The organism is Sporosarcina highlanderae, assembly GCF_030433715.1.
Taxonomy (GTDB): domain Bacteria; phylum Bacillota; class Bacilli; order Bacillales_A; family Planococcaceae; genus Sporosarcina; species Sporosarcina highlanderae.
On the sequence record NZ_JAROCC010000009.1, the window covers coordinates 67,862 to 94,603 of the forward strand.

Annotated in this window: 22 protein-coding genes; 18 read left to right on the forward strand and 4 right to left on the reverse strand. The window is 37.2% G+C overall.

What is annotated here, in order from left to right:
- The first annotated feature begins 2 nt into the window (after positions 1-2).
- From P5G49_RS12055 to P5G49_RS12120, 14 genes are all read left to right on the forward strand, one after another.
- A complete protein-coding gene (locus tag P5G49_RS12055; protein ID WP_301244125.1) occupies positions 3-3,704 on the forward strand; it encodes a DUF6079 family protein in 3,702 nt (1,233 codons plus the stop codon).
- Between the two features lie 10 nt (positions 3,705-3,714).
- Positions 3,715-6,489 (forward strand): DNA methyltransferase, encoded by a 2,775-nt coding sequence (locus tag P5G49_RS12060; protein WP_301244127.1) that lies wholly within the window; start codon positions 3,715-3,717, stop codon positions 6,487-6,489.
- A 9-nt stretch (positions 6,490-6,498) separates the two neighbouring features.
- A complete protein-coding gene (pglZ, locus tag P5G49_RS12065; RefSeq protein WP_301244129.1) occupies positions 6,499-8,403 on the forward strand; it encodes a BREX-3 system phosphatase PglZ in 1,905 nt (634 codons plus the stop codon).
- A 16-nt stretch (positions 8,404-8,419) separates the two neighbouring features.
- Entirely contained in the window at positions 8,420-9,151 is a 732-nt protein-coding gene (locus P5G49_RS12070) for a hypothetical protein (protein WP_301244131.1), read from the forward strand.
- Between the two features lie 22 nt (positions 9,152-9,173).
- Positions 9,174-12,359: a DEAD/DEAH box helicase gene (locus tag P5G49_RS12075; protein WP_301244133.1), complete on the forward strand. Its 3,186-nt coding sequence runs from the start codon at positions 9,174-9,176 to the stop codon at positions 12,357-12,359.
- A gap of 54 nt (positions 12,360-12,413) precedes the next feature.
- Complete coding sequence (locus P5G49_RS12080; protein WP_301244135.1) at positions 12,414-12,992, forward strand: hypothetical protein; 579 nt, start codon at positions 12,414-12,416, stop codon at positions 12,990-12,992.
- 165 nt (positions 12,993-13,157) lie between these two features.
- Positions 13,158-14,273: a DUF4145 domain-containing protein gene (locus P5G49_RS12085; RefSeq protein WP_301244137.1), complete on the forward strand. Its 1,116-nt coding sequence runs from the start codon at positions 13,158-13,160 to the stop codon at positions 14,271-14,273.
- Positions 14,274-14,315: 42 nt separating this feature from the next.
- The gene (locus P5G49_RS12090; RefSeq protein ID WP_301244139.1) at positions 14,316-15,833 is read left to right on the forward strand and encodes a hypothetical protein; all 1,518 of its coding nucleotides are present in this window, start codon (positions 14,316-14,318) and stop codon (positions 15,831-15,833) included.
- Between the two features lie 182 nt (positions 15,834-16,015).
- Positions 16,016-16,396 (forward strand): hypothetical protein, encoded by a 381-nt coding sequence (locus P5G49_RS12095; RefSeq protein ID WP_301244140.1) that lies wholly within the window; start codon positions 16,016-16,018, stop codon positions 16,394-16,396.
- Between the two features lie 454 nt (positions 16,397-16,850).
- On the forward strand, positions 16,851-17,555 hold the full coding sequence (locus P5G49_RS12100) for a hypothetical protein (RefSeq protein ID WP_301244141.1): 705 nt from the start codon (positions 16,851-16,853) through the stop codon (positions 17,553-17,555).
- A gap of 170 nt (positions 17,556-17,725) precedes the next feature.
- A complete protein-coding gene (locus tag P5G49_RS12105) occupies positions 17,726-17,917 on the forward strand; it encodes a hypothetical protein (protein WP_301244142.1) in 192 nt (63 codons plus the stop codon).
- A gap of 114 nt (positions 17,918-18,031) precedes the next feature.
- Entirely contained in the window at positions 18,032-18,328 is a 297-nt protein-coding gene (locus P5G49_RS12110; RefSeq protein WP_301244143.1) for a hypothetical protein, read from the forward strand.
- A gap of 321 nt (positions 18,329-18,649) precedes the next feature.
- The gene (gene ltrA, locus P5G49_RS12115) at positions 18,650-19,978 is read left to right on the forward strand and encodes a group II intron reverse transcriptase/maturase (protein WP_301244144.1); all 1,329 of its coding nucleotides are present in this window, start codon (positions 18,650-18,652) and stop codon (positions 19,976-19,978) included.
- Positions 19,979-20,213: 235 nt separating this feature from the next.
- Complete coding sequence (locus tag P5G49_RS12120; protein ID WP_301244213.1) at positions 20,214-20,297, forward strand: putative holin-like toxin; 84 nt, start codon at positions 20,214-20,216, stop codon at positions 20,295-20,297.
- A 170-nt stretch (positions 20,298-20,467) separates the two neighbouring features.
- On the opposite strand, the gene P5G49_RS12125 is transcribed toward P5G49_RS12120, so the two are convergent.
- Both P5G49_RS12125 and P5G49_RS12130 read right to left on the reverse strand, forming a co-directional pair.
- Positions 20,468-21,568 carry a threonine aldolase family protein gene (locus tag P5G49_RS12125; protein ID WP_301244145.1) on the reverse strand — a complete coding sequence of 367 codons (1,101 nt, stop codon included), beginning with the start codon at positions 21,566-21,568 and terminating at the stop codon, positions 20,468-20,470.
- Complete coding sequence (locus tag P5G49_RS12130; RefSeq protein WP_301244146.1) at positions 21,565-22,770, reverse strand: cation:dicarboxylate symporter family transporter; 1,206 nt, start codon at positions 22,768-22,770, stop codon at positions 21,565-21,567. Before P5G49_RS12130 ends, P5G49_RS12125 begins: the two co-directional genes overlap by 4 nt.
- 154 nt (positions 22,771-22,924) lie before the next feature.
- Here P5G49_RS12130 and dinD point away from each other — a divergent pair, with 154 nt between their 5' ends.
- Positions 22,925-23,752: a DNA damage-inducible protein D gene (gene dinD, locus P5G49_RS12135; RefSeq protein WP_301244147.1), complete on the forward strand. Its 828-nt coding sequence runs from the start codon at positions 22,925-22,927 to the stop codon at positions 23,750-23,752.
- 328 nt (positions 23,753-24,080) lie between these two features.
- Positions 24,081-24,848 carry a DUF6710 family protein gene (locus P5G49_RS12140; protein WP_301244148.1) on the forward strand — a complete coding sequence of 256 codons (768 nt, stop codon included), beginning with the start codon at positions 24,081-24,083 and terminating at the stop codon, positions 24,846-24,848.
- Between the two features lie 169 nt (positions 24,849-25,017).
- On the opposite strand, the gene P5G49_RS12145 is transcribed toward P5G49_RS12140, so the two are convergent.
- Both P5G49_RS12145 and P5G49_RS12150 read right to left on the reverse strand, forming a co-directional pair.
- Positions 25,018-25,197: a hypothetical protein gene (locus tag P5G49_RS12145; RefSeq protein WP_301244149.1), complete on the reverse strand. Its 180-nt coding sequence runs from the start codon at positions 25,195-25,197 to the stop codon at positions 25,018-25,020.
- A 240-nt stretch (positions 25,198-25,437) separates the two neighbouring features.
- Positions 25,438-25,617 (reverse strand): hypothetical protein, encoded by a 180-nt coding sequence (locus tag P5G49_RS12150; RefSeq protein ID WP_301244150.1) that lies wholly within the window; start codon positions 25,615-25,617, stop codon positions 25,438-25,440.
- 452 nt (positions 25,618-26,069) lie between these two features.
- On the opposite strand from P5G49_RS12150, the gene P5G49_RS12155 reads away from it, so the two are divergent.
- Positions 26,070-26,147, forward strand: a complete 78-nt coding sequence (locus P5G49_RS12155) for a putative holin-like toxin (RefSeq protein WP_301244215.1) — start codon at positions 26,070-26,072, stop codon at positions 26,145-26,147.
- A 284-nt stretch (positions 26,148-26,431) separates the two neighbouring features.
- Complete coding sequence (locus P5G49_RS12160) at positions 26,432-26,689, forward strand: hypothetical protein (protein ID WP_301244151.1); 258 nt, start codon at positions 26,432-26,434, stop codon at positions 26,687-26,689.
- Positions 26,690-26,742 lie beyond the last annotated feature (53 nt).

A 26,742-nucleotide genomic window follows, 5' to 3' on the forward strand; every position in this document is an offset into this window, starting at 1 on the left:
ATATGCAATATAAACAGTTAGTTCAATTTGAACCAATTGAGTCAGTAATCCAATTAACAGATGCCAACGACAAAGACCGAGCGTTTCAATTACTAGATACTTATGTTATTTCAGAACGTATGGCAGAACAATTAAATGATTTAATCATCAATCAACTCCAATTTGATCGGGCTGTTGATAATAAAGGGCTGCTCATTGTCGGTAATTATGGAACAGGTAAATCACACTTAATGAGTGTCATTTCTACCATCGCTGAACGTGATGGTGCAAGTAGTCATATTAAAAATTCTAATGTTGCAGAAAAATCGAAGGAAATTGAAGGGAAGTTTAAAGTAATTCGCTTGGAGATTGGTAGTGTCGGTACATCATTACGCGACATTTTAGTATCCAATATTGAAGATGGACTCGCTGAGATGGGTGTCGATTTTACATTTCCTCCATTCGATCAAATTACAAATAACAAAGACGCTCTTGAAGAAATGATGGGGCTCTTCAATGAAAAATTCCCTAAACATGGGTTGCTCGTTGTGGTAGATGAGTTATTAGATTATTTACGTGGACGTAAGGAGCAAGAAATCACACTGGATTTAGGTTTCCTTCGCGAAATAGGAGAAATTTGTGGTAAAACTCGCCTCCGGTTTATCGCAGGTATTCAAGAAATGCTATTTGATAATCCGAGTTTCAACTTTGTGGCCGAGCCATTACAGCGTGTAAAGCAACGTTTTGAGCAAGTTCGTATCGTTCGCGAAGATATCGCACATGTTGTATCAGAACGTTTATTGAAAAAGACCGATGAACAAAAAGCTTTGATTCGGGAGCATTTATCCAAATTCACGACGCTATATGGTCGATTAAATGAAAATATGGAATCGTATGTGAATCTTTTCCCGATTCATCCTGCTTACTTAAGTGCATTTGAAAAGGTAAATGGTATCGAAAAACGTGTAGCACTAAAGACAATAAGCCTTGAGATGAATAGCGTTCTTGAAAAAGAATTACCTGAAGGGGAGCCAGGACTAATTTCGTATGATAGCTACTGGAAATTCATCGAGGAAGATCCTTCATATAAATCAAACCCTGACGTTAAAGAAGTAATGGATAAAGCAAAAATACTGAAAGATCGCGTGCAAAATGCTTTAGAGAAACGTGCTTACAAACCAATCTCTTTACGTATCATTAATGCATTGTCACTATACCGTCTTTCTACATCAGACATCTATGACAAAGTCGGCTTAACAGCCGAAGAATTAAGAGATGAGTTGTTTTTAACACCTCCAGGAGGAATGGACCTTTTAAGCGACTTAGATGATGCCTCTGATTTCTTGAAAACCAATGTTGATGCAGCGATTAGAGAAATCCAGAAAACTGTAAGTTACCAATACCTTTCTGCAAATGAAGCCAATGGGCAGTATTATTTGGACCTTAAAAAGGACATTGACATTGATAGCTTAATTCAGCAAAAAGCTGAAAAGATTGAAGATGATAAATTAGATCGCTTCTATTACGATATTTTAAAACAAGCCATTACACTCGATGACAATACGTATGTATCAGGATATAAAATTTGGCGTCACAACCTTCCTTGGGATGCTCGCCGTATTACACGCCAAGGGTACTTGTTTTTTGGCGCTCCAAACGAACGCTCAACTGCACAGCCTGAACGCGATTTTTATATCTACATGCTACGTCCTTATCTAAAAACACCTTTTAAAGACGAGCAAAAGCCTGATGAGCTCTTTTTTGAACTCAACCAAAAGGATGAACACTTTACACAGTTGTTACGCTTATATGCAGCTGCCAATGATTTGAAAACAGAATCTGCATCTGCGACAAGAAGTCTATACACAAGGAAAATAGAAAGTTACTTTAAAGAAATCAATAAATGGCTAAACGATAATTTTGTACACTCATTTGAAATCACTTATAAAGGAAAAAAGGGAAGTGTTCTTGATTTTGGAATGTTTTTACCCGCAAACGCGACCATTCAAGAAATAATTAATATCATTTCAGAAGGCATTTTAACCAATTGGTTTGAGCAAAAATATGAGGACTATCCTGCATTTAGAAAGATTCAAGGCTCTTACTTATCCAAAACGAATTTAGAATCGTACATCCGAGACGCACTCCACTATATAAATGGAAAAGAAACGAAGCAAGGGGAAGCTATTTTAGATGGCTTAGTCTTATTTGATACAAACGGTAAAGTAGCTACAAAACAATCTGGGTTTGCCAAATGGGTTTTAGACCTGTTAGAACAAAAAGGACATGGCCAAGTTATTAATCATAATGAATTAATCCATACGGTGTTTATTCGCGGGGTTGAAGACCTTCAATATACAAAACAGTTCCACCTAGAACCTGAGCTACTTACAGTACTACTCGGAGCTATGATCTATACAGGAGCAGTAGAAGTAACGATTGAGGGGACAACATACAATGCTTCTAATTTACAGGAGTACATTCAACTTCCTTTATCGAAACTCACTCAATTTAGCCATATAAAAAAACCTACAGGCCTTCCTGTTGCTGAGTTAAATGCTGTAGCCAATCTCTTTGACGAGCGCATTGCTAACTACGAGGATGATAGCTTAAAGCGTACGATTACGACGATTACAAGTAAGGCAAACAATGCAATACTTGACGTATTGAATATGATCCAAGTAGTAAAAAAAGGCTTCCCAACATGGGATGGTCCATTACTAAACAGTGCCGAAATTCAAGAAAACGTGAGCATACTGGAGGAATACAAGGATTTTTGTGAAGGTCTAAAACGATATGATACACCTGCAAAAATGCGTAACTTGAAATATGATCTAGCGACGATTGAAAATCAACAAGAAGCTATCAATAAACTTACTTCTTTTACTAAGTTAGAGCAACAAATCAAAGAAATTCAACAGCGTGTCAGTTACTTGCAAATTGCACAGCCAAACGTTGGCAGCCAGTCTGACTGGTCTTCACATGTAGACGATGCATTAGATGAATTACAGTACGCTTTAAAACAACACCAGGATACAACCAAGGAACTCACTGCACTCGATGCATTGAAAAAAGAGTATATCCAGTTATATATTGAAGCGCATGATCAATCCCGTTTAAACGCAACCGAAAACATACTGAAAAACGAATTATTAAGCGATGCACAGACGAAGGCATTAAAAGAATTGGCTGCCCATATTTCAATTTTACCCAAAGAAGAATTGTTTAATTGGGAACGAACATTGTCTCAATTAAAAACTTGCTATCACGTGTCCGAAGATAAATTAGAGCATGCACCGATGTGCTCGGAGTGTAAATTCCGTCCTATCGAAATTGCAACAAACGAAAAAGCAACGTTGAAGAAAATCCAGGAAGAACTACCAAAAATGTTGGCAAACTGGACAGAAACATTACTTACGAACTTCAATGATCCAACGGTAAAAGAAAATATTTCACTATTAAAAACAGAGCAACAACAGCTAGTGGAAGCACTCATTGCAAACCAAGCATTCACATTGCCATTGGACATTCGTCTAATCCAGGCAATCAACGACTTATTAAAAGGGATCCACAAAATAGAACTATCCATTTCTGATATCGAAGAAATGATGGCCAATGGACACCCATTAGCGGTTGATGAGCTACGAAAACGATTCGATGAACTTATTACAAAAACGGTCGGCACAACACCAACAAACCAAGTACGTATTATGTTAAAGAAATGAGGAGAAACACATGTCACACCATGACGAACAGCTTTCTTTCCTAAATGAACAATCTGCCGCAGACAACACACCCGTTGTCTGCCTAGGCATGACATTTGAAAACGACGAAGCCCGCAGAGATTATTTCAGAGAAGAATTACGAAAAAAACTACCTGAGTTAAAAAATATAGAAGGATTTCCTATTGGAGAAGACGAAAATATCATTGCTTTATCAGATCCACCATATTACACGGCATGTCCAAATCCTTGGATTAATGAATTAGTTGACTCTAATGAAAATCGTCAATTAAAAAAAGTTGGTCCTTATGCAAGTGATGTGAGTATTGGTAAAAGCGGGATGATTTACAATGCTCACAGCTATCATACAAAAGTACCTCACAAAGCAATCATGAAATATATTTTACACTATACTAATCCCGGGGACACTATCATAGATGTATTTTCTGGAACTGGAATGACCGGCGTTGCTGGTTATATGTGTGGTAATGAAAAAGAGATAGCCTCAATGGGCTTCATTATAGATAAAGATGACACCATTCATTCAGATGAAGGTTCTTACAAATTGGGGGAAAGGAAAGTTATCCTAAATGATTTATCTCCTACTGCAGCACTTATTTCGTCAAATTATAATAGTTCTATTGATAAAGAAAAGTTTACAATTGAAGCTGATCGCCTTATAAATGACATATCCTTACACGTAGACAAGTTATTTAAGACAAAGGATATTTTAAATGGAAAAGAAATTGAAGGTGAGGTTAATTATGCAGTTTGGAGTGATGATTTCATCTGCTCAGAATGTGGAATCTCGTTTAACTTTTTCGATATCGCTGTAGACAAAGATATAAAAAAAGTTAAAGATGAATTTAATTGCCCTTCCTGTAACGCACTATTGACTAAACGTAAAATCCAGCCTTTATTGCTTAAAGAATATGATCCAATTCTAGATGACATAATAGAAAAAGTTTCCCAAAAGTTAGTACTGATTAATTACACATATAATGGAAAAAGGTATGATAAAGTACCTGATGAATATGATTTGAATTTAATCAAAGAAATAGAAAATATTGACTGGCCATATGAAATCAAAACTGACAGAATGGTTGATGGAGATGAGTCCAGACGAAATGATAAAATTGGTCTAACTCATACTCATCACTTTTTCAGTAAAAGAAATTTATTAACTATTTCTTTAATCTTAGATAAAGTAAAGTCAAGCGAATTTAAATCATTATTTTTAGGGATCTTAAGAAGTAGCCTTTCATACTCAACAAAAATGGTAAAGGTTAATATCTCAAGACTCTTGACAGATGGCGGGCTATTTTCTTTCGGTTCTGTAACAGGAACATTATATGTACCCAGTGTTAACGGAGAACGTCCGATAACTGCTGCATTTAGAAGCAAATTAAAATCTGTTATGAAAACAATCCCGCAGTCGAATAATAGCATAATAACTAATCAGTCATCTATTGATTTGAGTAATATTAATTCTGAAAGTATCGATTATATTTTCATAGATCCTCCATTCGGTTCAAATTTAATGTATTCCGAGTTGAATTTTATCTGGGAATCTTTTATGGGAGTCTATACTGATAATAAAACAGAGGCAATTGTAAATAATACTCAAAAGAAAAGTCTGTTTGAATATGAAACTCTAATGAATGGTGCTTTAAATGAATTATATAGGTTATTAAAACCTGAGCGATGGATAACGATCGAGTTCAGTAACTCTCAAGCAAGTATTTGGAACTCTATTCAAAACGCTCTTCAAAAAGCTGGATTTATTATTGCTAACGTAGCTGCTTTAGATAAAAAACAAGGTAGTTTTAAAGCAGTAACGTCTATGACAGCAGTCAAACAAGACTTAGTTATCTCAGCATATAAGCCTTCAAAAGAATACATTACTGCAATACGAGAACAAACCAATACTCCCGAATCGGCCTGGTCTTTTGTTACTCAGTACTTAGAACAACTAGTAATATTTTCAGGAATAAAAGGAGAGGCATCAGTTATTCCTGAACGTACACCACGTATTCTGTTTGACCGAATGGTAGCTTATCACGTTCAAAATAACTTGCCCGTACCCATTTCTTCAGCAGAGTTCCAATCAGGTGTGGCACAACGTTTCCCAATGCGTGATGGCATGGCATTTTTAGAATCACAAGTAGCTGAATACGATAAGAAACGCATCCTTGTGAAAGAGTTTTCCCAAATGAACTTATTCGTATCAGATGAGAACAGTGCGATTGAATGGATTCGTCAACAATTGATGAAAAAACCACAGACACGCCAAGATTTACACCCACAGTTTATGAAGGAAATTCAACATATTGCCAAACATGAGCAATTACCTGAATTGGATTCTTTACTGCTCCAAAACTTCTTACGTTATGAAGGGGACGAAGTCGTTCCAGATCAAATTGGTAGCTACTTACGTCGAAATTATCATGATTTCCGTGGATTAGAAAATGACGACGAGAAGATGAAAGACAAAGCGCTGAATCGTTGGTATGTACCAGATCCAAATAAGCAAGCAGACCTTGAAAAGCTACGCGAGAAATCGCTATTACGCGAATTCGAGAGCTATATAGAAGAACTGGGCACACATAAAAAGAAATTAAGACAATTCCGTACAGAAGCTATTCGGGCAGGCTTCAAAAAGGCGTGGAGTGATAAAGACTACGCGAAAATTGTTACAGTCGGTGATCGTTTACCTGAAAGTGTCATCCAGGAAGACGATAAGCTATTAATGTATTACGACAATGCACAAATTCGTTTAGATATGTAAGAAAAGAAGGTGATAGGGTTGAACTGGTCTAAAAAAATCGCATCTTACTTCACGGGAAACGGGTTTATATATGTTGTATCCGATGAATATAATCTGCTTGGTCAATCTACGATACAAGACATTTTATCCCGACAAAATTGCACACTTCATTTTTATGAAGATCCCGTCATTTTCCGTGAATATTACGAAAGTGAATTTCGGCATCTGCATCGAACTGAACGTTCAAGCTTGCTTATCGTTATCTCAAATAGTCAGTTCACCCGAGTCCCTTACGATGTGTATGAACAAGCCGTTTGTGTAACGTTGTCCTTTAATAAGCTGTTTCCAAATTTAGAACCTTCCATTGTACGGCAGTGCCCTGGTTGGATGTATGAGCTAATTTATATAGCTCAGCATTCAATTGCACAAGGATTGAATAGTCTTGAAACCACAGACTTCTTACTAAATGACGTCTGTGGTATTCATGCATCAAGAATTTACACTGAAACAGATTTAGTGAAATCCGGCTTATTCTATTACGAAAGATTCGATGAGGGACTTCCTCGTTTTTTGTTTGAGCGTTTAGAAAGATTACTCACGCTGCCAACAAAACAGCTTTCACCGGCTAGTATCACGATTTTTCAATCTAAGAAAGAATTTCATCATTTTTTAAATACAAAGTGGCAACAATATATCCATCATTTTGTTCACCAAGCGAATAAGCAAGTCGCGGAAAGTTACGAGTCTTATACTTTTAATTTATTCCATGATCCTTATGTACAACGATATATTGACACAGCTGTTGAACCAGTTGAAGTACCAAACGATATTCGATTTGAACAGTGGATGCTACCGGGATTACTTATTCAAGAAGAGAAGATTTCTATTGAACATTCTCCATTCAAAGAGGAGTATACAAGCTTTGAACGGAATGATTGGTTGTGTTTCGCTAATGAACTTGGGTTACTTCAACAGCAACACTTAAAAGAAGGGAAGTACCACGAGAGTTTTCAAACCAACGTCGCAAAAGCAAATGAGGCATTTAAACGGTGGATGTTCGAAAATTTCCAGCAGCTTCGTTCGTTACCTGTCGTGCCCAAACCAAAAATGGTACATCAAATTCCCCATTATTTAGCACGACAAGCCGATCAAAAGATTGCGTTAGTCGTGTTGGATGGTATGAGCTTTACGCAATGGCATTTAATTAAAGATTATCTTCACTCACCAGCCTGGCATTTTGAAGAAGATGCGGTGTTTGCCTGGGTACCCAGTGTGACCTCTGTTTCTAGACAAGCCTTATTTTCTGGACACGAACCTCGGTTCTTTGCAAATACCATAACGAGTACGCATAAAGAAAAAGCTTTATGGACAGCATTTTGGGAGGAACAAGGATTTTCAAAACAAAATATTGCGTTTGAGAAATCGTTAGGCTTAAGCGCCTATAACCAACAACAACTAGCCTATCAATTTTCGCCTGCTATCCGTATATACGGTGCTGTCATTGATGTGATTGACCAATTCATGCATGGCGCTGCACAAGGTATTCAAACCGTTCAGTCAGAATTGAATACTTGGCTTCACTCACAGTATTTAACCTCTTTTATAGGGGATTTAATGACTGCTGGGTTTCAAGTATACCTCACTGCAGACCATGGAAACGTTGAATGTATCGGTAGGGGACGCATTAGCCAAGGCGTTACTGTTGAATCTAAAGGTGAACGAGCTCGCATATACAGTTCACTCAATATAAGAAACCATACAGCGAATGAGCAGCAAGATACGATGATTTGGGACGATACCAGTTTACCGAATGATTACCATGTTTTATTAGCAGAAAACAACGGGGCATTCGTTCCTAATCATCAAAAAATCGTTACGCATGGTGGCATTCATATTGAAGAAGTGATTGTACCATTCATCAAAGTTAGTAGATAGGAAGTAGGTAGATGTTATGAAAGCAGTAGGTTTTGATCAAAAAATACAACTCGCATATTTAGATACTACAGCGAATCTCCTACGACATTATTCAGATAGAAAAGACATGTACGCACAGTTGGATGCAGAATTACTTAGCTCTATAAAAGGCGAAAAATCTAGAAAAAACGCCATTACCATGTTAATGAAAACCTGGAGTTTAGTAGAGCCTTCTATTCAAGAAATTCGTGAAAGTTTGGTTGCAGAATACCCTTATTTCAATACAACAGAAAAGAAATTTGTTCATTATTGTCTAGTTAGCATTGCGTATCCCTATTTTAGAGAGCAAATGCTCTATGTAGGAAAGAATTTAAAGATGGCTGATGAAGTGTATAGCCGAACTGTCCTTTCTGAGATGAAAAACCTTTATGGAGATCGTCGGCGTGTAGAAGTAGCAACGGGTGCAGTTTTTTCATCTGTAAAAGAATGGGGAATTTTAAAGATGATTAAATCGGGTGTCTATGAAAAAAACTTGTTTGAACTATCATTAACTCATCCATTACTGCAATCTTTGCTATTGGCAGTACTCATGATCCACTATGATACGAACAGCATTTCACTGGAAGTAGTAAATAATAGTGCAATCTTCTTCCCGTTCGATTACCATGTACGTATAGGGGATATGGACCAGGAACGTTTTACAATCATCAAAACCATTCGCGATACAATAATAGAAAGAAACCCTACAGTCCCTTGCTCTTTTGAGTGAGGGACTTTTTTGGAGGTAGCCTATGAACATTGGAGATATTATCAATGGTCCTTTTTTCCCGGAGACCATTGAAATAAAAAAACTAGAAGCATTTGGGGAAGAATATCATTTGCTCGAAGGTATCGGACGTCAATCCAATCAATATTACGAGCAATTATTGACGCCACATGATATCGAAAAATTAACAATCGTTAGCACGTCTAGTGAACTAAGTATAGAGTTGCCAGGAGAATCCATCCAACAAAGATTATTATATTTAATACTAGAGTTAGAAGATCGGTTCTCTAGAACGCGCGCACTTGGAAATCAAGAAGTTATTCCATTGCCCCATCAAATTGAGGCTGTTTACAATCGTATGTTGACCTCTTCGAACATTCGATACTTATTAGCGGATGATCCCGGCGCCGGAAAAACGATTATGTCCGGCATGCTGATAAAAGAATTAAAGGCCCGTGAAAGTGTCCAACGTATTTTAATACTTGTGCCACCACTAGTGCTTCGTCAATGGCAAGAAGAGATGGACGAAAAGTTTCAAGAGTCTTTTAAAATCATCAACAGAGCCGTTTTAAACGAATATGGCAACCTGAATCCTTTTATTGAAAATGACCATTGTCTAGCTTCGATTTATTGGTCTACGCGCGACGAAATTAAAGAATTGATTTTAGAAGCTCAATTCGATTTAGTCATTGTAGATGAAGCACATAAGATGGCTGCATATTCATACGGGAAAATTAAGAAAAAAACATCCAAAACAAAACTTTATCAACTTGGAGAAAAACTATTAGCCAAAACAGAACATTGTTTATTATTAACAGCAACACCTCATAAGGGGGATGCCGAAAACTTTCGTTTACTAATGAAGCTGTTAGAGCCGGACTTATTTCAGCATATCCCAGCAGGCGAGACGCTTCAAGATAAGACCAATCCTTTTATTATTCGTCGATTAAAAGAGTCCATGGTCAATTTTGATGGCACACCTATTTTTCCGAAACGAACGACCAAAACGATTCAATATAATTTAACAGAACCGGAGCTAGAATTATATAACGCGGTAACAGAGTATGTACAAACTCATTTTAATCGAGCATTAAATGCTGGCCACAATAGTACTGCCTTTGCAATGATGCTCTTACAACGTCGATTGAGTTCATCAATTGAAGCGATACATAGGTCGCTCGGGCGTCGCTATAAAAAAATGTTAGCGATTTTAGAGAATACTGAACTAGAGCGAAAAAAGTACGCCCAAAAACTCGAAAAGCTCTATGAGAACAACTTAGAAGAAGATGTAGTGGAGTCACCCGATTTGCTTGAGAAAAAGTTAGAACTTGCTATAGATACAATTGATGTTGATTTGCTGAAAGAGGAAATTTCAGAGCTTAAAAAGTTATTAATCATGACAACCTCTTTGAAAAAACATGAGTTAGAGAAAAAGTACTTAGAATTAGAGACAATGCTATTTGGCGTAGATGGCTTAATCTTTACAGGAGAGAAAATATTAATTTTCACAGAATCTGTAGATACATTGAAGTATTTAGAAGCGAAGTTAAGCAATAGAGTCGATCAAATCGCAAAAATCATGGGTAGCTTCTCCATGGATGAACGACGTAAACAAGTCGAGTTATTTCGTCATCATGCCCAAATTATGTTGGCGACGGATGCTGGGGGCGAGTCCATTAACCTTCAATTCTGTAATCAAATGATCAACTATGATATCCCTTGGAATCCTAACCGTTTGGAGCAACGCATGGGGCGTATTCATCGGATTGGGCAGAAAAACGAGGTGTTTATTTTTAATCTAGTAGCTGCGAATACACGGGAAGGTTATGTCTTGTCCCGTCTATTAACAAAGCTAGATTCGATGAAAGAAGATTTAGGTAGTGATCTAGTCTATAACATTATGGGGGATTTATTAGATGGCGACATTAATTTAGCCGATTTAATGAAGGAAGCGATTTTAACGCGCGAGAACTTGGATGACGTCATAAAAAAAATGGACAAAGGGCTTAGCGATGAACATAAAGAATTGATTCAAACGATGAAGAAAATGCAGTTTGACTCCGATGCGATAGATGTTTCTGCAATGAAGCAATCGCAATTCGATATTGAAATCAATAAAATACCTAATCGAATGTATGTGGAATTGATGGACCATGCTTTTACCAGTTCGAATGTAAAAATATTCGATAGTCATGAAAATCATGTGAAGCGTATAGAACGATTCCCTAAACTTATTCGCGACCAATTTGCCAAAGAAACAAGCTTTACAGATTCTTATCGGTACACAGGCTATATTGAGCATAGTAGTGATGAAATACCTTATATAACAAAATTGCATCCTCTATACACACTCGCTAAGAAGCTTTTGTTGAAGGCTAGTGATCAGTTCGCCTTCAAGCGTTATTTATTGCCTTACAACGTACCTGAGCATTTAGAAGTGGATGCTTATCGTCTTGTATATAAAGATGGCACAGGAAAAGAATTAAAAAACCAGCTATTTTTTGTGGCAAAACGCATGGATGGCTCAGTCATTCAATTAACACCCTACTGGTTATCGTTGGACAAGTTCGCAACCGCTGTTACAGAACTTCCTTTTAACGAGCAACCCATTTTGCAACGGAAAGTATTGCAATTAGCAATTGAAGAAAGAAGCGCCATTGAGAAAAAACGTACAACACAATTAAATAAAATGTATGATTACTTAATTGAATCATTCCAACAGCAATATAATGATGCACTTGATCGCCTGATGCATTACCAGACCGACAATCACGACAATAAAAATTCTGCACTAATCAATCAAATGAACGCACAATTAATTGATATCGAGGAGCAAAAAATAAAAAGACTTGGAGTCATTGATAAGCAACGTACTATTACACTACAACCTCCAAAGAAAAATGCACAATTTGAATTGATTCCCAACGGTCTTTCGTATCGTTTGATTGCAACTGACTATCACGATTTGATAGAAACTCACGAACGAAATAACGGTCGAAAGTTATTGAAAGCATATGGCAATTTGGGATTGGTTGACTTTTATAGCGAACGATTTAATGGAGAAGAACGATTCATTATTTTAACGGATAAGCCTGATTTCATTATTAGTGACGAGCATCTTGAGGATTTGCATAGTTTATTAGATAAGGCATATGTGTATGTACTTCAGGATGATCAGATTGAGGAAATGAAATTGCAAAACTCTATTTAACTACTTAAATATACATTGTTGGAGACGTTTCACAATGAAAAGAGGTAATGCATCTTGATTAATGTAGAATTAGTAAATAGTTGCGAAGGTTTTTGGCGATGTATTACTCCAGATGGGATTTTAAATGCTTCAGTCGTATTACTTACAATTGTTGGAGCAGTTTTAGTTTCATATGTTACAACTAGAACGCAAATAAAAAGCCAAACAGAAGCCACAAAAGAAGAGGGTAAAAAAGTTTTTAAAGTTGTTCAAGACTCATTTATAAAAGCAACTGGTACAATAGGCTTGTTTTTAAACAGTCAAGCTAAGAGTCATAGAGATCTTGTTATATTTATTAAAGAATTGGAATATCACACTGAAGTTATAAAGGATTCAGATATAATCAATGTTTCTCCATCTGCAATTTATAATGACCTAAAGTCTTTTAACGACAAAGCAAGATTTTCTCAACTAATTTTAGAGAATATACTTCTGATGCTTGAAAATGGTTATCATATTAAAATTGAAGAATATTTACTAGATGATAGTCAGAAAATCAATCATCAGAAAGTGAAAGAACTATCAGAGATAGCTACGGAAAAAGTGAAAGAAATGAAGTGCTTGTATGAAAAAATTGAGAAATATTATAAATAAGTCATTAAGTCGGATTTCAACATTTGTTGAAGTCTGGCTTTTTTATATAGTCTGTAGGAAAATAATAGTGCATTAACATTGGTTTCCAATGTGGTAAAATTAATGTAAGTAGTACTATATATTCAAATAACGGCATTTAGAATTTAATTGAGAGGATGATAGTTTATGACTAATGAAACCTATTTTTATAAATTCTTAGAACCATTCACGAAAGAACTATCTGAAGTTGCACGTGAATTAGAGTCAACTATTTTTACTAGTCCAAGAATAATGTTGACACATTCCCGAAGTTTTGTAGAGAACATTATTCGGTTGGTAATCAAAGATGAAAAGATTGAAATTAATGAACGTGCGACATTCTTGGAGCAATTGGTTATTTTAAATGAGGAAGGTTATTTGCCAAATGATGTTCGGGATGCCCTTCACTCCATACGTCAAATAGGCAACCTGGCAGCACATGAAGTCAGGCCATTCCGTTTCTCGGAAGCATTACTTACATGGGAGAACTTATATGTCGTTGTAAAGTGGTTTGTCGAAGTTTATGTATCATTTGAATTAGACATTCCGGAGTATAAGGATCCAACACCGCAAAAAGATACGACTTATGATACATCTGAGATTGAGTTGCGTCTACAAGCAATGGAGAAGTTGCTTAAGAATGCGATGGAATCATCAGGGGGAGCAGATATCCAAACTGAACCGCGCAAGCAGTCTACCACAGTTACATTGCCGGGTTATACCCCAATACGAAGTATCACTTACAAGGGAGAATCGATTGAAATTCCTTACTTCCTAAGGGATGTATTTTTGCTTCCACAGCGCTTCGATAAGTCAGAAAAGTTTTTAATTCGATTGGGAGCCGAGCAACAGGCTCGAATTATGAGTGAGTTGCCAAGTGATTTAGAAGGTCTATATAAACAAGTAAAAAGTTTCAGCGAAAAGAATGATGGTATCTTATTCAATGAGTTAAAGGTATTTATTGAGGAGGAAAAAGCAAGAAGAGAGGTAAAATTGCAACGTCCCGGTGAGCTTTTCTTTTTCTACAAAGAACGTCATATTATCGTGACGGAAGAAATTGCACAAATTTCATTTGGTGAAGATGAAATCTCAGTTAGACCAAGCCTATTGCGCCAACTGAAGGCCGATCAAATTGAAAAAGTGGGCCAACTGCCGAGTGAATTGGCGATACTTGCAAAATATGAGCATGTAGGGATTAAAACGATTGAGAGTTTGTTTGAACAACTGGAACGAAAACAGCAAGGTGTGTTATTAAAGGCATAGCGACTTCTTTTCAACAGATAGAATCAATTGTGAGGGATCATTATGTTAAAGTCCAAGGAATTTGATCTTTATAGTTCTGCAAGGGAAGGTTTTATTCAGAGCGATTACGAATTTTTGACCGAGTTAGTAAGTCTGTCTCATTTGGGAATTAAAAAAGGGGAGAAAACAGCAAAGTTCCATGATTCATCTATTCGATTATTAAACTATATAATCGATACTGAAAATGCTTCACTTGCTTTATTACTTACAAAGACTTTATATGAAATTCAAGAGAATGCTAAATTTCATCTGACAGCTAATGCAACGAATGTTAGACAACTATGTGAGCTAATCTTAATCCAATTTAGTAATTCAAAAGCAGAGATTTACTATTATGTTATGTGTTTGCTAAATTACTATGAAAATTCGTCAATAGTTTACAGTAATATTGGTTCCATACTTCCTGAGAAAATAAAGGAAATGGATGGAAACCTTTATGAATGTTATGACCTATCCTTGGCTGTAGAATTATTACATAGCTATTTAATAATTGATTTCAAAAAGGTTCAGCCCTTGTTTTCAGATATACTCTCAGATTGGGATCGTTTTGAAAAAGGTATGTCGGAGGCGGACTTCTCAAAACTATTGTGGTATGCATTTATTTTGGAACAAGATGAACTGTTAGAGGTCATTATTAACGATTATTCCAATCTATTAAACACCGATTTGTGGTCAAATCGATACTATCGTTATATTAAACGAAATTTAACAAATGGTAAGGTAATGGACGATGAAAAGTTTCACCGTGCTATTGAAAGATTTAAAAAGGATAAGGCATTTTCAATAAAGGAAAAAGAAGTGATAGTAAAGTGTATACATTCTTTCGTAGAAGGCAGTCAAAATAAAGATTTTAAAAATAAGGTAAGTAAAACTATAATAACCAAAAGCGTAATTAAGTTGGCAGCATGCAATGTTCCACCTAATATAACATTAGCAGATATCAAACATACTATTGATATTGAACTGGCTGTCTATGAAAATGAGAGAATGCAAAAGATGATTAGAACGATTGCTGTTAAGGCATTAACCGATAGTAAAAAGACAGCTTACTTCGTAAATAAACGAACTATAGAAAAGATAAAGGCAAACGCTAAAGACGGGTTTGTTTTGATTGAAGACAAATCAGAAATGACATCTATAGATAAATTAAATGACAAGGTGTTAGAGGGAACACGGATTGAAGATGAGGGAATATTCAATTGGCCATCAACAGAAGTATCGGGATTCAGCTTGGCATCGGAAAACGAATTCAATGGCCTAAATGAGAAAAGTGCATTGCGCAAAATGGGCTATCACATTACTGATTCAACAAGGGAAAAGAGATGGGAAGCATTACAACGGGCCGTTCCCGCCTTAGGATTAAAAAGGGTAGCTTATACAATCGCCGGGTTCGTGAAGATGAGAAAAGGCCGGAAAAATGGCCATGAGATATTTAAAAATGGAATTGAAGAATGGGAATATGATCTTAAAAGGTTAAAGAAAACGTATTATAAAAAGGATTTTAAGTGGCCTAAGACTTGAATTTTATCTGGTGCCTGCATGAACCTTATTTAAGCCACTTGTATAATAGTATCCAATGTCAGATTCTCTTTGAATTGTCCCAGAAACTGGCACTCCTCAATTACTACTTTCACCTCCATTAGTTCTTGTGATAGATTTAACTGTTGATTTTTTTGAAAAAATAATTAGGTAGGAGAAATTTAATGCTTAAAGACTTAGAACCTGCATATATTTCATTGTATATATCATTTAACCAGGTAGAAAAATTAGCAAAACAATTAATTGCAAAAGAAATAGGAAGGGTAGTACCAGTAAAAGTTGAAGGTGATGACGATAAAGACGCGCTAAGAATACGCGTGGAAATTGATGATAGTTCATTATCGGATGACGAAGCAATATATCTATCGTCAAGAGGTTATTCTCTTGAACAACCATATAGAAATGCACATTTTGTGTTGGAAGCATTAACTGAGGGGGTTCCATATGAAATTCTTCCTATGCTGGGGCACGACGATGAGGAGTTTGGTACATACTTCTTGGTGGAGATTCCGTATCATTGGTACATTACTAGAGATTTAGAGTAATTGAAAATCCTATATCCTGTATGAAAGTTAGCCATTGTTCCATTTGGAAATATCTCCTCCATTATTACTTTTGGGTACTAAGTTCTCATTAAACTCTGAATTGTTTTAGATCCCGGTAGCATTTTCAATAAATTTGCCGGATTTCACTAATTGTTGAGGTCTGGCTTTTATTGTTAATTCTTGGGTCTGCAAATATATAATAGTATGTAACTCTTGATTTTTATATGGTAATGATACGTTTGAAGATCGAAAACTGGCTTATGTCGCAACAAGTCGTGCCTTACATGAATTAGTTGTAATTTATGATGGCGAAAAATCGATATGAAATCCAAAGATACTTAAAAAACTGCACCGGCTCTTTCTTACTATCTAAGGGGCGGTGTGAGTTTTCAAGCCCCATGTACTATAGATAGTAGTGTGCACAAATTATTACTATATTCAGGGGGCCAACAAAATGGCAAATAATTTTCAACCATTACATTGTGTCGTCGAAAGTGAAAATTTAGAGTTAGGGAAGGATTTCGTAGTAGTTTCAATGCATTGTATGAGTAACGATTCTCTTGATTGGGATGAAGATTTGGAAGAAGATTATTCAGACGGGCAAGATTTTGATGAATTGGAGTTAGTTGATAAAAAGTGCGGCATAGATAGCTTGGAATATTTTCGTTCCAAAAAGATTAAAAATGGACACAAGCAATTATTAAAAGTGGAACTTGAAAAACTTGGTTTTGAGTATTACATTCATGAAACGCCTTTTATTCCCAATTCCACTTTTTACTTGCCGAGGCAACCTATCGATTTAAATGCTGCGTATACGTTTGGCCTTGGGGTTGTTCAAATTCTTCGCGGTAAGTATAAAGGCGAATTCATGTTATATAACTATGAGAAATATGATGCAGCCGATTTAGTGGAAGAGGATAAGCATGATGAACAAATGAGACTACGTATTTACTTTCAATATAAGAACCCCTTTGCTTACTTCGATAAGTATGTTTATGAGCTGATTGATAACAATGTTTATCTTGCGGATATACTAATTGTGAAACGTAAACAATATATGTTGGATTTTTTCTTAACCGTTGCTGCTTATCATCGGGAGAAAGAAGAAGGTAGCATACATATTGATACGGCGCGGATGATTCGGGGGATGAAACTATAGTAATAAATTTGCCGGATTTCAATAATTATTGAGGTCCGGCATTTTTATTTAGATGCGAATCTGAAAATATATAATAGTAAGTCAGTGGCGGTGGTTATATGGTAAAATTAAACTACTATTAACTAATAGGTGTAATGGTACTTCCAAACTACAAAAAAGGGGGGGGAGCAATGACAGGTGAAAAAAGGGTCGTTACAGCCGTAATAAGGAAAAATACCAATTTGATGCATATCGATAGGTACAACCCAAATAGTAGTGTCATGTTTCAGGCACAAAAGGAAATTGAAAGAATTGGGAATAGGGTTGATAAGGTTATTATTGAGACTTCAAATAGTACCTATATTATTAAGTGGGATGAGTGAAGTTTGGCTATGTTCCTGGATTTGATGGCGGAGGAGATGTGGATGTGATGTGCCAGGCATTTTTTGAACGTGTTGCACTGCACTATGGAGAAATTTTGTTTAGGAGGGTTTAATATGAAAATAAATTGGCTTGAAATAAAGGATTTTAGATCAATTAAGGATTCGGGTAGAATCTATGTCGATTCCAACATAACAGTATTAGCAGGGAAAAATAGATTTTGGTACCAGGTTGAGCGACCGAGCAAGGTTGCAGCATATAGCGGGTGGGATTCCCGTCGGGTAAGAATTAGCCATTCGCCCGTAGCGAGTCTTGGAGGATGTGGGGTAACCTTCATCTTTAAGCGTAGACAGTTAGACGGCGGGCCGAAAGCCAAATGGTTGAAGGGATTGAGCTCCGAAATACCCAGTTAAGAAGGCTGATGTGTTAACCTGCGCAGAAAGCTACATCCTCACGGACGTAAATGGCAAGACCGTGAGGGCTTCTTCGGAGTCGGTGACCTTGGCACGTCGGACATTGATATGTTGTAGCAACTCGGGAGGTCCTATCGGTCTTTCCTCTTTGGAGAGTATGATGAGCCAAGCGATACAAAGCAAGGGAGTCAAATGCCGCATAGGAAGTCGGATAACTGCGTAGTACCGAGGAAGCCGGGTAATTCTGGTGGAGGAAAGGCAGTTACCTTGTCGTAGCCCTTTGAAGGGAAACATTTACTACACACAGAGGTAGGGATATAAATGGAAACAAAACTAATAAGGATAGCAGAATTAGCGAAGGAGAAACCTGACCTAAAGTTCACATCTCTTGCACATCTTCTCAATGAAGAGAATCTAACACGATGTCATCATGCCCTCCCGTCAGGGAAGGCAACGGGAGTCCTCCGGACTACCAAGGAGGAATACGGGGAAAACCTCGCCGGAAATATCTCCGACTTAGTAGAAAGGATGAAGAAGAGGAGTTACAGACCAGTCCCCGTGAGAAGAGCATATATTGCAAAGCCAGGGACTGATAAGAAAAGACCCCTCGGTATTCCTGAGCACGAGGATAAAATAGTTCAACGTGGTATGGCAAAGATTCTAAATGCCATATATGAACCGTTATTCCTTGATTGCTCTTTTGGTTTCAGACCTAATCGGAACTGTCATGATGCGATTAAGATTCTTAATGTGTATATCGAGAAAAGATATACGAACTTTATAGTTGATGTAGATATAAAGGGGTTCTTCGACAACGTGGATCATGAATGGATGATGAAATTCCTTCAACACCGAATTGCTGATCCAGCATTCCTTCGAATCGTAGCCAGATTCCTGAAGGGTGGATACATGGAAGAAGGAAAATTCTACAAAACGGATGTCGGTACTCCTCAGGGTGGTATCATTTCTCCGATTCTGGCAAATGTCTATCTCCATTATGTGCTTGATTTATGGTTCGAAAAGGTTGTCCGCAAGTCCTGCAAAGGACATGCCTACATGGTAAGATACGCAGACGACTTCGTGTGCTGTTTCCAAAGTGAAACTGAAGCGAATAACTTCTATAAAGCGCTTATTGAACGCCTTAGAAAGTTCAATCTTGAAATTGCAGAAGACAAGTCCAAAATCATCCCGTTTGGCAAATATGCAGAACGAAATTGCAAACGAAAAGGATGTAACAAACCTGATACATTCGATTTTCTTGGGTTTACCCATTACTGTAGCAAGAGTATAGACGGATTCTTCAGAGTGAAAAGGAAAACAAGTGCAAAGAAGGTTCGAGCCAAATTAAAAGAATGCAAGGAATGGCTAAAGGCAAACAGGACGACGGACATCCACTCGGTAATTACAAGACTTCAAAGGTCTCTTAGGGGTTACTATAATTATTATTGTATAACCGACAATACACCACATGTTAGAAATTTCAAGCACAAAGTCAGAACCCTGTTCTTTAAATGGATGAATAGAAGGAGTCAGAAGAAGTCGTTCAACTTCGAGAAATTCGACTTGTTTCTTAGAAGATACCCACTCCCTTTACCAAAGGTAAAGGTAAATATCTACGAACTAAGGGAAGAAATTAGCTATATTCTGTGAATTATAACAAGGAAGAGCCGTGTGCGTGAATAGCGCACGCACGGTTCTGTGAGGGGAAGGTGTCCAATTCCACATGGAAAAGGACCCGACCTACTCGACCTCATTGAATTTAGAATTGTTTTATAACCTGGTACTTTTTTAAAATCTTGATAACTTTCAGGGGATTATTAGTTTTAGGAACGTATGTATGGTAAAGTGAAAGAGTAATAGAATAGGTGACTCAAGGGTGGTCGGTATGACAGTATTTGAAGCGCTGATGCTTGCAATTTCATTCGCAGCATTAATCGTAGCAGTATCGTCGTCTAACCATAGAAAATAATCCATCCTTGAGTGGTGGCTCATAATGGATGGATTATTTTATCCAGCTTAGCTGATCCCTCTTGAAGGGAACCTGCTATTACAGACCGCCTAATGTTGGAGCATTAGGTGGTCCTTTTTAGTTTATTCATTTTCAACAACTATATGCTGTTACCAGTATTATAGTGCAGTTTATTGGTTAATACAACCAATTGGTGAAGAGGGATGGTGCTCATAGTATCTTTCCTTATCCCTTTCCCTCAATAGTTCCCTGAACGTACTAACGACATAATCCAATTGATCATTTGTAATCAAATAATGAACAATCATCCGTATCTTTCTTGGCCCTATCTTTTTCACTTTTATTCTTTTTTCTTTTAGATCGTTGATTAGTTTATCGGCATCCATTCCACTTTGATTTATAGTCACCGAGATAATATTCGTTTGTACATCCTTCAAATTAATGAAGAGCCCCTCTATGGAGGCTAATTTCTCCGCCAGTTGCTTAGCCTTGTCATTGTCCTCTTTTAATCGATCAATCATATTTTCCAAAGCGTATATCCCGGGAGCTGCGATTATTCCGGCTTGTCTCATTCCACCGCCAAGTCTCTGGCGGTTTATTTTTGCCTCTTTGATAAATTCTTTTGACCCCACAAGAATGGAGCCTAATGGACAACCTAATCCTTTAGTGAGGCAAAATTGAGCGGCATCTACATACTTGCAGAACTCTGATGGTTCGACACCTAACTCTACTGAAGCATTAAAAATCCTGGCCCCATCAAGATATACGGGTAACCTATATTGCTTCGCGACTTCTTGAATCTCTTTCATGTTTTCAAGGGTAACTATTTGTCCTAAGTTTAAATTGTACGTATTTTCCAAGGAGATTAATGCTGTTTTAGCCCTTTGGATATCGCCCAAAGAAATTGAGGACTCTACAATCTCAGGGTCGAAATATCCATTCTCTACCTGAATAGGCCTTGCTTGCACTTGTGATAAGGCTGAAATTGCAGCTCCTTCTAAATTGTAGATATGAGATTCGCTTCCAAGGATAATTTCCTGCCCCCTTGTTGAAAATCCCATTATCGCAATTTGATTTGCCATTGTGCCGGATAGGACGAGCATCGCGTCCTCCATCCCTAATAGGTTAGCGGCTTTTCGTTCAAGTTCATTTACAGTACTATCTTCCCCCATAATATCGTCGCCAAGTGTAGCGTTTGCGATTGCCTCTATCATTTGGGGTTTCGGTAGGGTAACCGTATCACTTCGAAGATCAATTTCTTCAACTATCATATGGTTCCACTCTCGATGTCAGTTGAACTTGTAGATTCCTGACTTTCGTTTTTTTCCTTGCCGAAAAATCGATTGACGATCATAAGTATTGAGCCGTCACCCGTTATATTTGTAGCTGTCCCGAAACTATCTTGAATCATGAACAGCGCTAACATAAGACCAATCGCTTCATCTCCGAATCCAAGGGTCGACTGTAATATTCCGATTGCGGCCAAAGCGGATCCACCTGGCACACCTACAGCCCCAACCTCAATTACACCAAGAATTAGAATGAAAGAGATGATCAGGCCAACTGGGGGTAGCTCCCCATTTGTAATGAGTGATACTGTGATTGCACTTATTGTTAGTGTCATTGCAGCGCCTGAAAGGTGAACGTTTGCTGTCAGTGGCATAACAAAATCTGCAATCTTTTTATTGATGAACGGAATTGTTCTTGCTTGTCTAAGGGAAACTGGCATTGTGACTGCACTTGACATTGTTCCAAATGCTGTGAAATAGGCAGGTAGCATTGCTTTAAAAACAACTAAAGGATTCTGTTTGGAAATTATTCCTGCCAATACATACTCAATGATCAGCCAAATAAATTGCATGATTACAATTAAGACAAGCATTTTACCGAAGATCGAAATCGTTCCAAACAATGCACCCTTAGCAGCTATACCTGCAAATATGCACGAAATAAAAATAGGGAGAACTGGAATGATGAATTTTTGAATTACACGCTCAACTACGTTTCTGAATTCAATTACAGCACCAGAAAGGATTGGTGCTTTCCCCCAGGTAGATGCCATTCCGATAATAATCGCCAATACCAAAGCCGAGATAATGTTCATCAGTGGCGGGATATCAAGGGTGACAAAAGGTGCACCGATTTTAATACTTTCAACGACTTGGCCAGCCTGTAGAGCAAAATTTGGGATGATTAAATAGGCTGCCACGGCAGCAAGTCCACAAGCTATTATCGTATCCAAATATGAAATCCCGATCGTGAAACTTAATAGTTTTCCAGCTTTTGATTCGAATTCTGCAATACTGGCCGCAACAAACGCAAAAATGATTAAAGGAATAAAGAATTTGATGAGATTGCCTAATAGCATACTTCCGGTTTCCGTAAATCGGATCATCCAATCAGGGCCGAAGATTCCTACCAAAATACCGATACCAAGACCAAGCAACAATTTTGGAATAAGACCAAACTTCATATGCTTTCCTCCTGTCTAATGTATGGTGCTGCGAACATTAGACTATATGCTTGGACAATCGCGGACATGCATGCTTAGTTGAACGTATGTTCTAATTGTGTTATAATTTACTTAATATATTAACGACTGCTATAAATAAAAAGGGGGATTTTGTATGGCGGACATTGAAAAGTATAGTGAGCATACCTTTGAGCAATACAAGCATGTAAATGAGTATGGTGAGGATTTTTGGTTTGCAAGGGATTTGCAAGTTGTTCTTCAGTACAAAGAATGGAGAAACTTCATTAAAGTTATTGAAAAAGCAAAGTCTGCTTGTAAAACTAGCGGTAATAGTGTTTCAGACCATTTTGTTGACGTCAACAAAATGGTACATCTCGGTTCAGGATCACAGAGGGAAGTAGAGGATATCATGCTTTCGCGCTACGCATGTTACCTAATTGTCCAAAATGGCGATCCAAAGAAGGAAGTAGTTGCATTAGGGCAAACTTACTTCGCCGTACAAACACGAAAGCAAGAGTTGCAAGAGGAGTTTGAATCGCTTGATGAAGATAAAAAGCGATTAGCCATTCGAAATGAGTTAAAGGAACATAATAAGTCTTTACAGGAAGCGGCAATGCTTGCAGGTGTTGAAACGAATTTGGACTATGCAACCTTTCAGAATCATGGGTATAGAGGTTTGTATGGCGGATTAGATGCAAAAGCAATTCATGCCCGAAAAGGTTTGAAAAAAAGTCACAAAATTTTAGATTACATGGGAAGTACCGAACTGGCAGCAAATTTATTCCGTGCAACGCAAACAGATGAAAAACTTCGTCGAGACAATGTGCAAGGAAAACAAGAAGCGAACAAAGTGCATTATGAGGTGGGTTCTAAGGTTCGTAAAACCATTGAAGAACTTGGCGGGACAATGCCAGAGGACTTGCCAACTCCTGAGAAAAGTATTAAGCATATTGAGAAGCAGGAGCGAAAGAAGATTGAATAAGTACAGGTTCACATTGAATTTTGAATCGTTTTAGAACCTTGTGACTTTTTAACCATAAAAAATAGTCCATCTTTGAGTAGTAGCTCATAACGGATGGATTATTTATCCCACTAGCTGATCCTCTTGCAGGGAATCTACTGCTACAGACCAACTACTATAGGTAGCAATTTGTGGTCTTTTTTAGTTTATTCTTTAATAACAAGTATATTTTATTAGAATGGGTCTTCTTTATCGTATTTTTTTCAAATACACCTACTACTAAAAGAAACTTAAGAATTTAAATTCAAATGACTTCATATGTTTATGGTACATATGGAGGAGGGGTATTTTGATTAAATTTAGGAAGAGGCTTCCTAAAGCAATCAAACAACAACCAGAGATAATGTACAATCCACCAACCAGCATGGAAGTTAAAAACAGATTCGAAAATATTATGAGGTTTTCAAAATCAGTTTTAGACGTTGCAAATGAATTTGAGAAAAGTGAAAATGATTTCAAGGAAAAAGCCGATCATTCATTGGTTGATGTTGTTAGATTGCTCGGAAGGCAACTTCAATCACAGTATTTAACTAATCTTATATACGGTATGGATGAAACACTAATTCCCAAATTGCATCCTTCAGAAGTACTTTTTGAGTCATCAGCGAGGATTAATTTGGAGGGTACCATTTTTTCAGACATAATAAAGAAGGTAGATAATGAAAAGATAATTTCATTGAATAGGGATTTGATATTACCTTGGCCATGGAAAGAATCAAGATTAATTAGTTGTATTGCCAATATTGGTCAAGGAAGAAGATGGGGGCAGTGGCGTCAAGACGACAATAATCATTACGTGGATTTATGGTTGCCAATGGGAATAGCATGGGTGTTTGGAGGAAATCACTCAATATCAACGGGAATAATCCAAGGCAAAGGAGAAATTGTTCCGAGGGATATTTATGATATTAGTGATGTGTATGATTATGTGTATTGTGACGGTGTTAATTATTATAGAAAAGATGATGGCAGTATAATTTCTCCAGTCAAGAATGCTGAGTTTGCGGCTATTTTTGAAATTGGGCGTATGATGGTTGAGAACTCAATTAGTTATTAATCCTATATCCTTTTATTCATAAAATATATAAATTGAGGTCTGCTCATAAGATAAGTGAGAGACCTCATTTATTTTATACAATTTCTTTAATTGGATAAAATTAATTTGCGATACCAGGTTCTCATTGAATTTCGAATTGTTTCAAAACTTAGTACCTCTTTCATACATACTACAACCCAAAATTATCAACAAACCCCTCTATATCCTCTTTCGACATTCCCTCAGCTGCCAAATCCGCTACAAATGCAACTCGCATCTGTGCGGCTTTATCAAATTCTCCCGCCTTCTCATACGCCTCCATCCAAACCATTTCACGCCCCCTACTAATGCAAAAAATAACCTTCTTCATCTACATTCCCTCCTATAAGATTAGTAATTTATAAAGCTACTCATTTTGTCAAACTCAATATACATAGGTTATTTTAAAATTGCTACGTTACGACTTAAAGGGGAGGAGTAAAGAACTTGGTACCCATACAAGAATGCACGAACGATTACCATAGCAATCCCTTGTGCAAAACAGATTCCTAATAAATCACTAAGTAAATGCATAAAAAGAAAAACGCCAGAAAATGGCGTTTAACATACATTATTGATTATCTTGATTGTTTTTTATGTTACCTGTTAATTTCTTTGCGGCGTTTTTAGCAGCGTCTACAGTATACATTGCAATTATTCCTGTTGTTTCGAGTGCAGATCCAGCTGTATTCTTAATGTTTTCCGCGACACTTTTAGTTTGTTGATTTTCCCCATTTTGCTGGTTGGCCATTACATTTCACCTCCTCAACAAAAGTAGGATATGTGTAATGTCATTATTTATCCGTAAATACAAAGTTCGAGATACCTTTTCCTGAGTTCCCGGTACCGGATTCTCATTGAATTTCGAATTGTTTCAGAACCTGACTTTGGTACCTTTTCACTTGACGAGTTGCGGCAGATTCATGGATTGGGTGAAAAGAAGATTAATGAGGAATTGGTGAGGATAGTTAAGGAGGATGCTATTCCACCTACAAGGAAATAGTGGATGATATAAAGGTAATACTTCTTGCATTTTCAATCAAACCAAATATCCACACAAAGTAACAAATGTTTGATGAATCAGAAAATACCGTAATTTATTAATGAAACCAAGAACATTCGTGTGATACAATAAAAGTGTAATAGAATAGGTGACTCAAGGGTGGTCGGCCATTCCCTAAGAAGGGAGGTGGTCGTATGTCAATGTCTGAAGCGCTAATGCTTATGGTGTCATTCGGGGCATTAATCGTAACGATATTGTCCTTTCATAATAAAAAATAATCCACCCTTGAGTTGCTGCTCATAACGGATGGATTATTTTTAACTCTCGAGCTGATCCCCCTTGAAGGGAACCTGCTATTACAGACCGTCTAATGTTAGGGCATTGGGCGGTCCTTTTTAGTTTATTCGTGGTAGACAAAAGTATACCCTTTAGTTAAATTATAGAGCAGATTATTGGTCAATACAACCAAATCACCTTTCAATTGGTTGCCGCTACTACAAGACGAGGTTATGAAGCAAGTCTTGAATATAGAACATATTGCAGGGGCGAGTTTGAAGTAGAGATGCCGGACAATTGGACTAATGAAGCCTCAAACTGGTTAGAAAAAACGAAAGAGAAGACGTTAAATGATAATCAGCGGATTTCCGTAAATGGAGGGATTGCAGAAGGGCGGTTAATTGGCGGTAACGTTAATGCGATGTATGGCTTTATTGGTACGCCCGTAGTCCACCGTTTTATAGCATTCCTCCTAAGAAAGCTTTGTGGTTACGTTACGTCATCCAATATAGTTGCATTATTTCAAGTATCAGGTTCTCCTTGAATTTCGAATTGTTTTAGAACCTGGTACCCTTTCACCAGGAATTTCAAACCATT

Bases quoted from the DNA above. Each gene is read 5' to 3' on its own strand.
- P5G49_RS12085 (WP_301244137.1), top strand. From the start codon at position 13,158: ATGACTAATGAAACCTATTTTTATAAATTCTTAGAACCATTCACGAAA.
- P5G49_RS12105 (WP_301244142.1), top strand. From the start codon at position 17,726: ATGACAGGTGAAAAAAGGGTCGTTACAGCCGTAATAAGGAAAAATACC.
- P5G49_RS12120 (WP_301244213.1), top strand. From the start codon at position 20,214: ATGACAGTATTTGAAGCGCTGATGCTTGCAATTTCATTCGCAGCATTA.
- P5G49_RS12055 (WP_301244125.1), top strand. From the start codon at position 3: ATGCAATATAAACAGTTAGTTCAATTTGAACCAATTGAGTCAGTAATC.
- P5G49_RS12125 (WP_301244145.1), bottom strand. From the start codon at position 21,568: ATGATAGTTGAAGAAATTGATCTTCGAAGTGATACGGTTACCCTACCG.
- dinD (WP_301244147.1), top strand. From the start codon at position 22,925: ATGGCGGACATTGAAAAGTATAGTGAGCATACCTTTGAGCAATACAAG.
- P5G49_RS12075 (WP_301244133.1), top strand. From the start codon at position 9,174: ATGAACATTGGAGATATTATCAATGGTCCTTTTTTCCCGGAGACCATT.
- P5G49_RS12070 (WP_301244131.1), top strand. From the start codon at position 8,420: ATGAAAGCAGTAGGTTTTGATCAAAAAATACAACTCGCATATTTAGAT.
- P5G49_RS12110 (WP_301244143.1), top strand. From the start codon at position 18,032: ATGAAAATAAATTGGCTTGAAATAAAGGATTTTAGATCAATTAAGGAT.
- P5G49_RS12155 (WP_301244215.1), top strand. From the start codon at position 26,070: ATGTCTGAAGCGCTAATGCTTATGGTGTCATTCGGGGCATTAATCGTA.
- P5G49_RS12095 (WP_301244140.1), top strand. From the start codon at position 16,016: ATGCTTAAAGACTTAGAACCTGCATATATTTCATTGTATATATCATTT.
- P5G49_RS12090 (WP_301244139.1), top strand. From the start codon at position 14,316: ATGTTAAAGTCCAAGGAATTTGATCTTTATAGTTCTGCAAGGGAAGGT.
- P5G49_RS12150 (WP_301244150.1), bottom strand. From the start codon at position 25,617: ATGGCCAACCAGCAAAATGGGGAAAATCAACAAACTAAAAGTGTCGCG.
- P5G49_RS12145 (WP_301244149.1), bottom strand. From the start codon at position 25,197: ATGAAGAAGGTTATTTTTTGCATTAGTAGGGGGCGTGAAATGGTTTGG.
- P5G49_RS12060 (WP_301244127.1), top strand. From the start codon at position 3,715: ATGTCACACCATGACGAACAGCTTTCTTTCCTAAATGAACAATCTGCC.
- P5G49_RS12160 (WP_301244151.1), top strand. From the start codon at position 26,432: ATGCCGGACAATTGGACTAATGAAGCCTCAAACTGGTTAGAAAAAACG.
- P5G49_RS12100 (WP_301244141.1), top strand. From the start codon at position 16,851: ATGGCAAATAATTTTCAACCATTACATTGTGTCGTCGAAAGTGAAAAT.
- ltrA (WP_301244144.1), top strand. From the start codon at position 18,650: ATGGAAACAAAACTAATAAGGATAGCAGAATTAGCGAAGGAGAAACCT.
- P5G49_RS12130 (WP_301244146.1), bottom strand. From the start codon at position 22,770: ATGAAGTTTGGTCTTATTCCAAAATTGTTGCTTGGTCTTGGTATCGGT.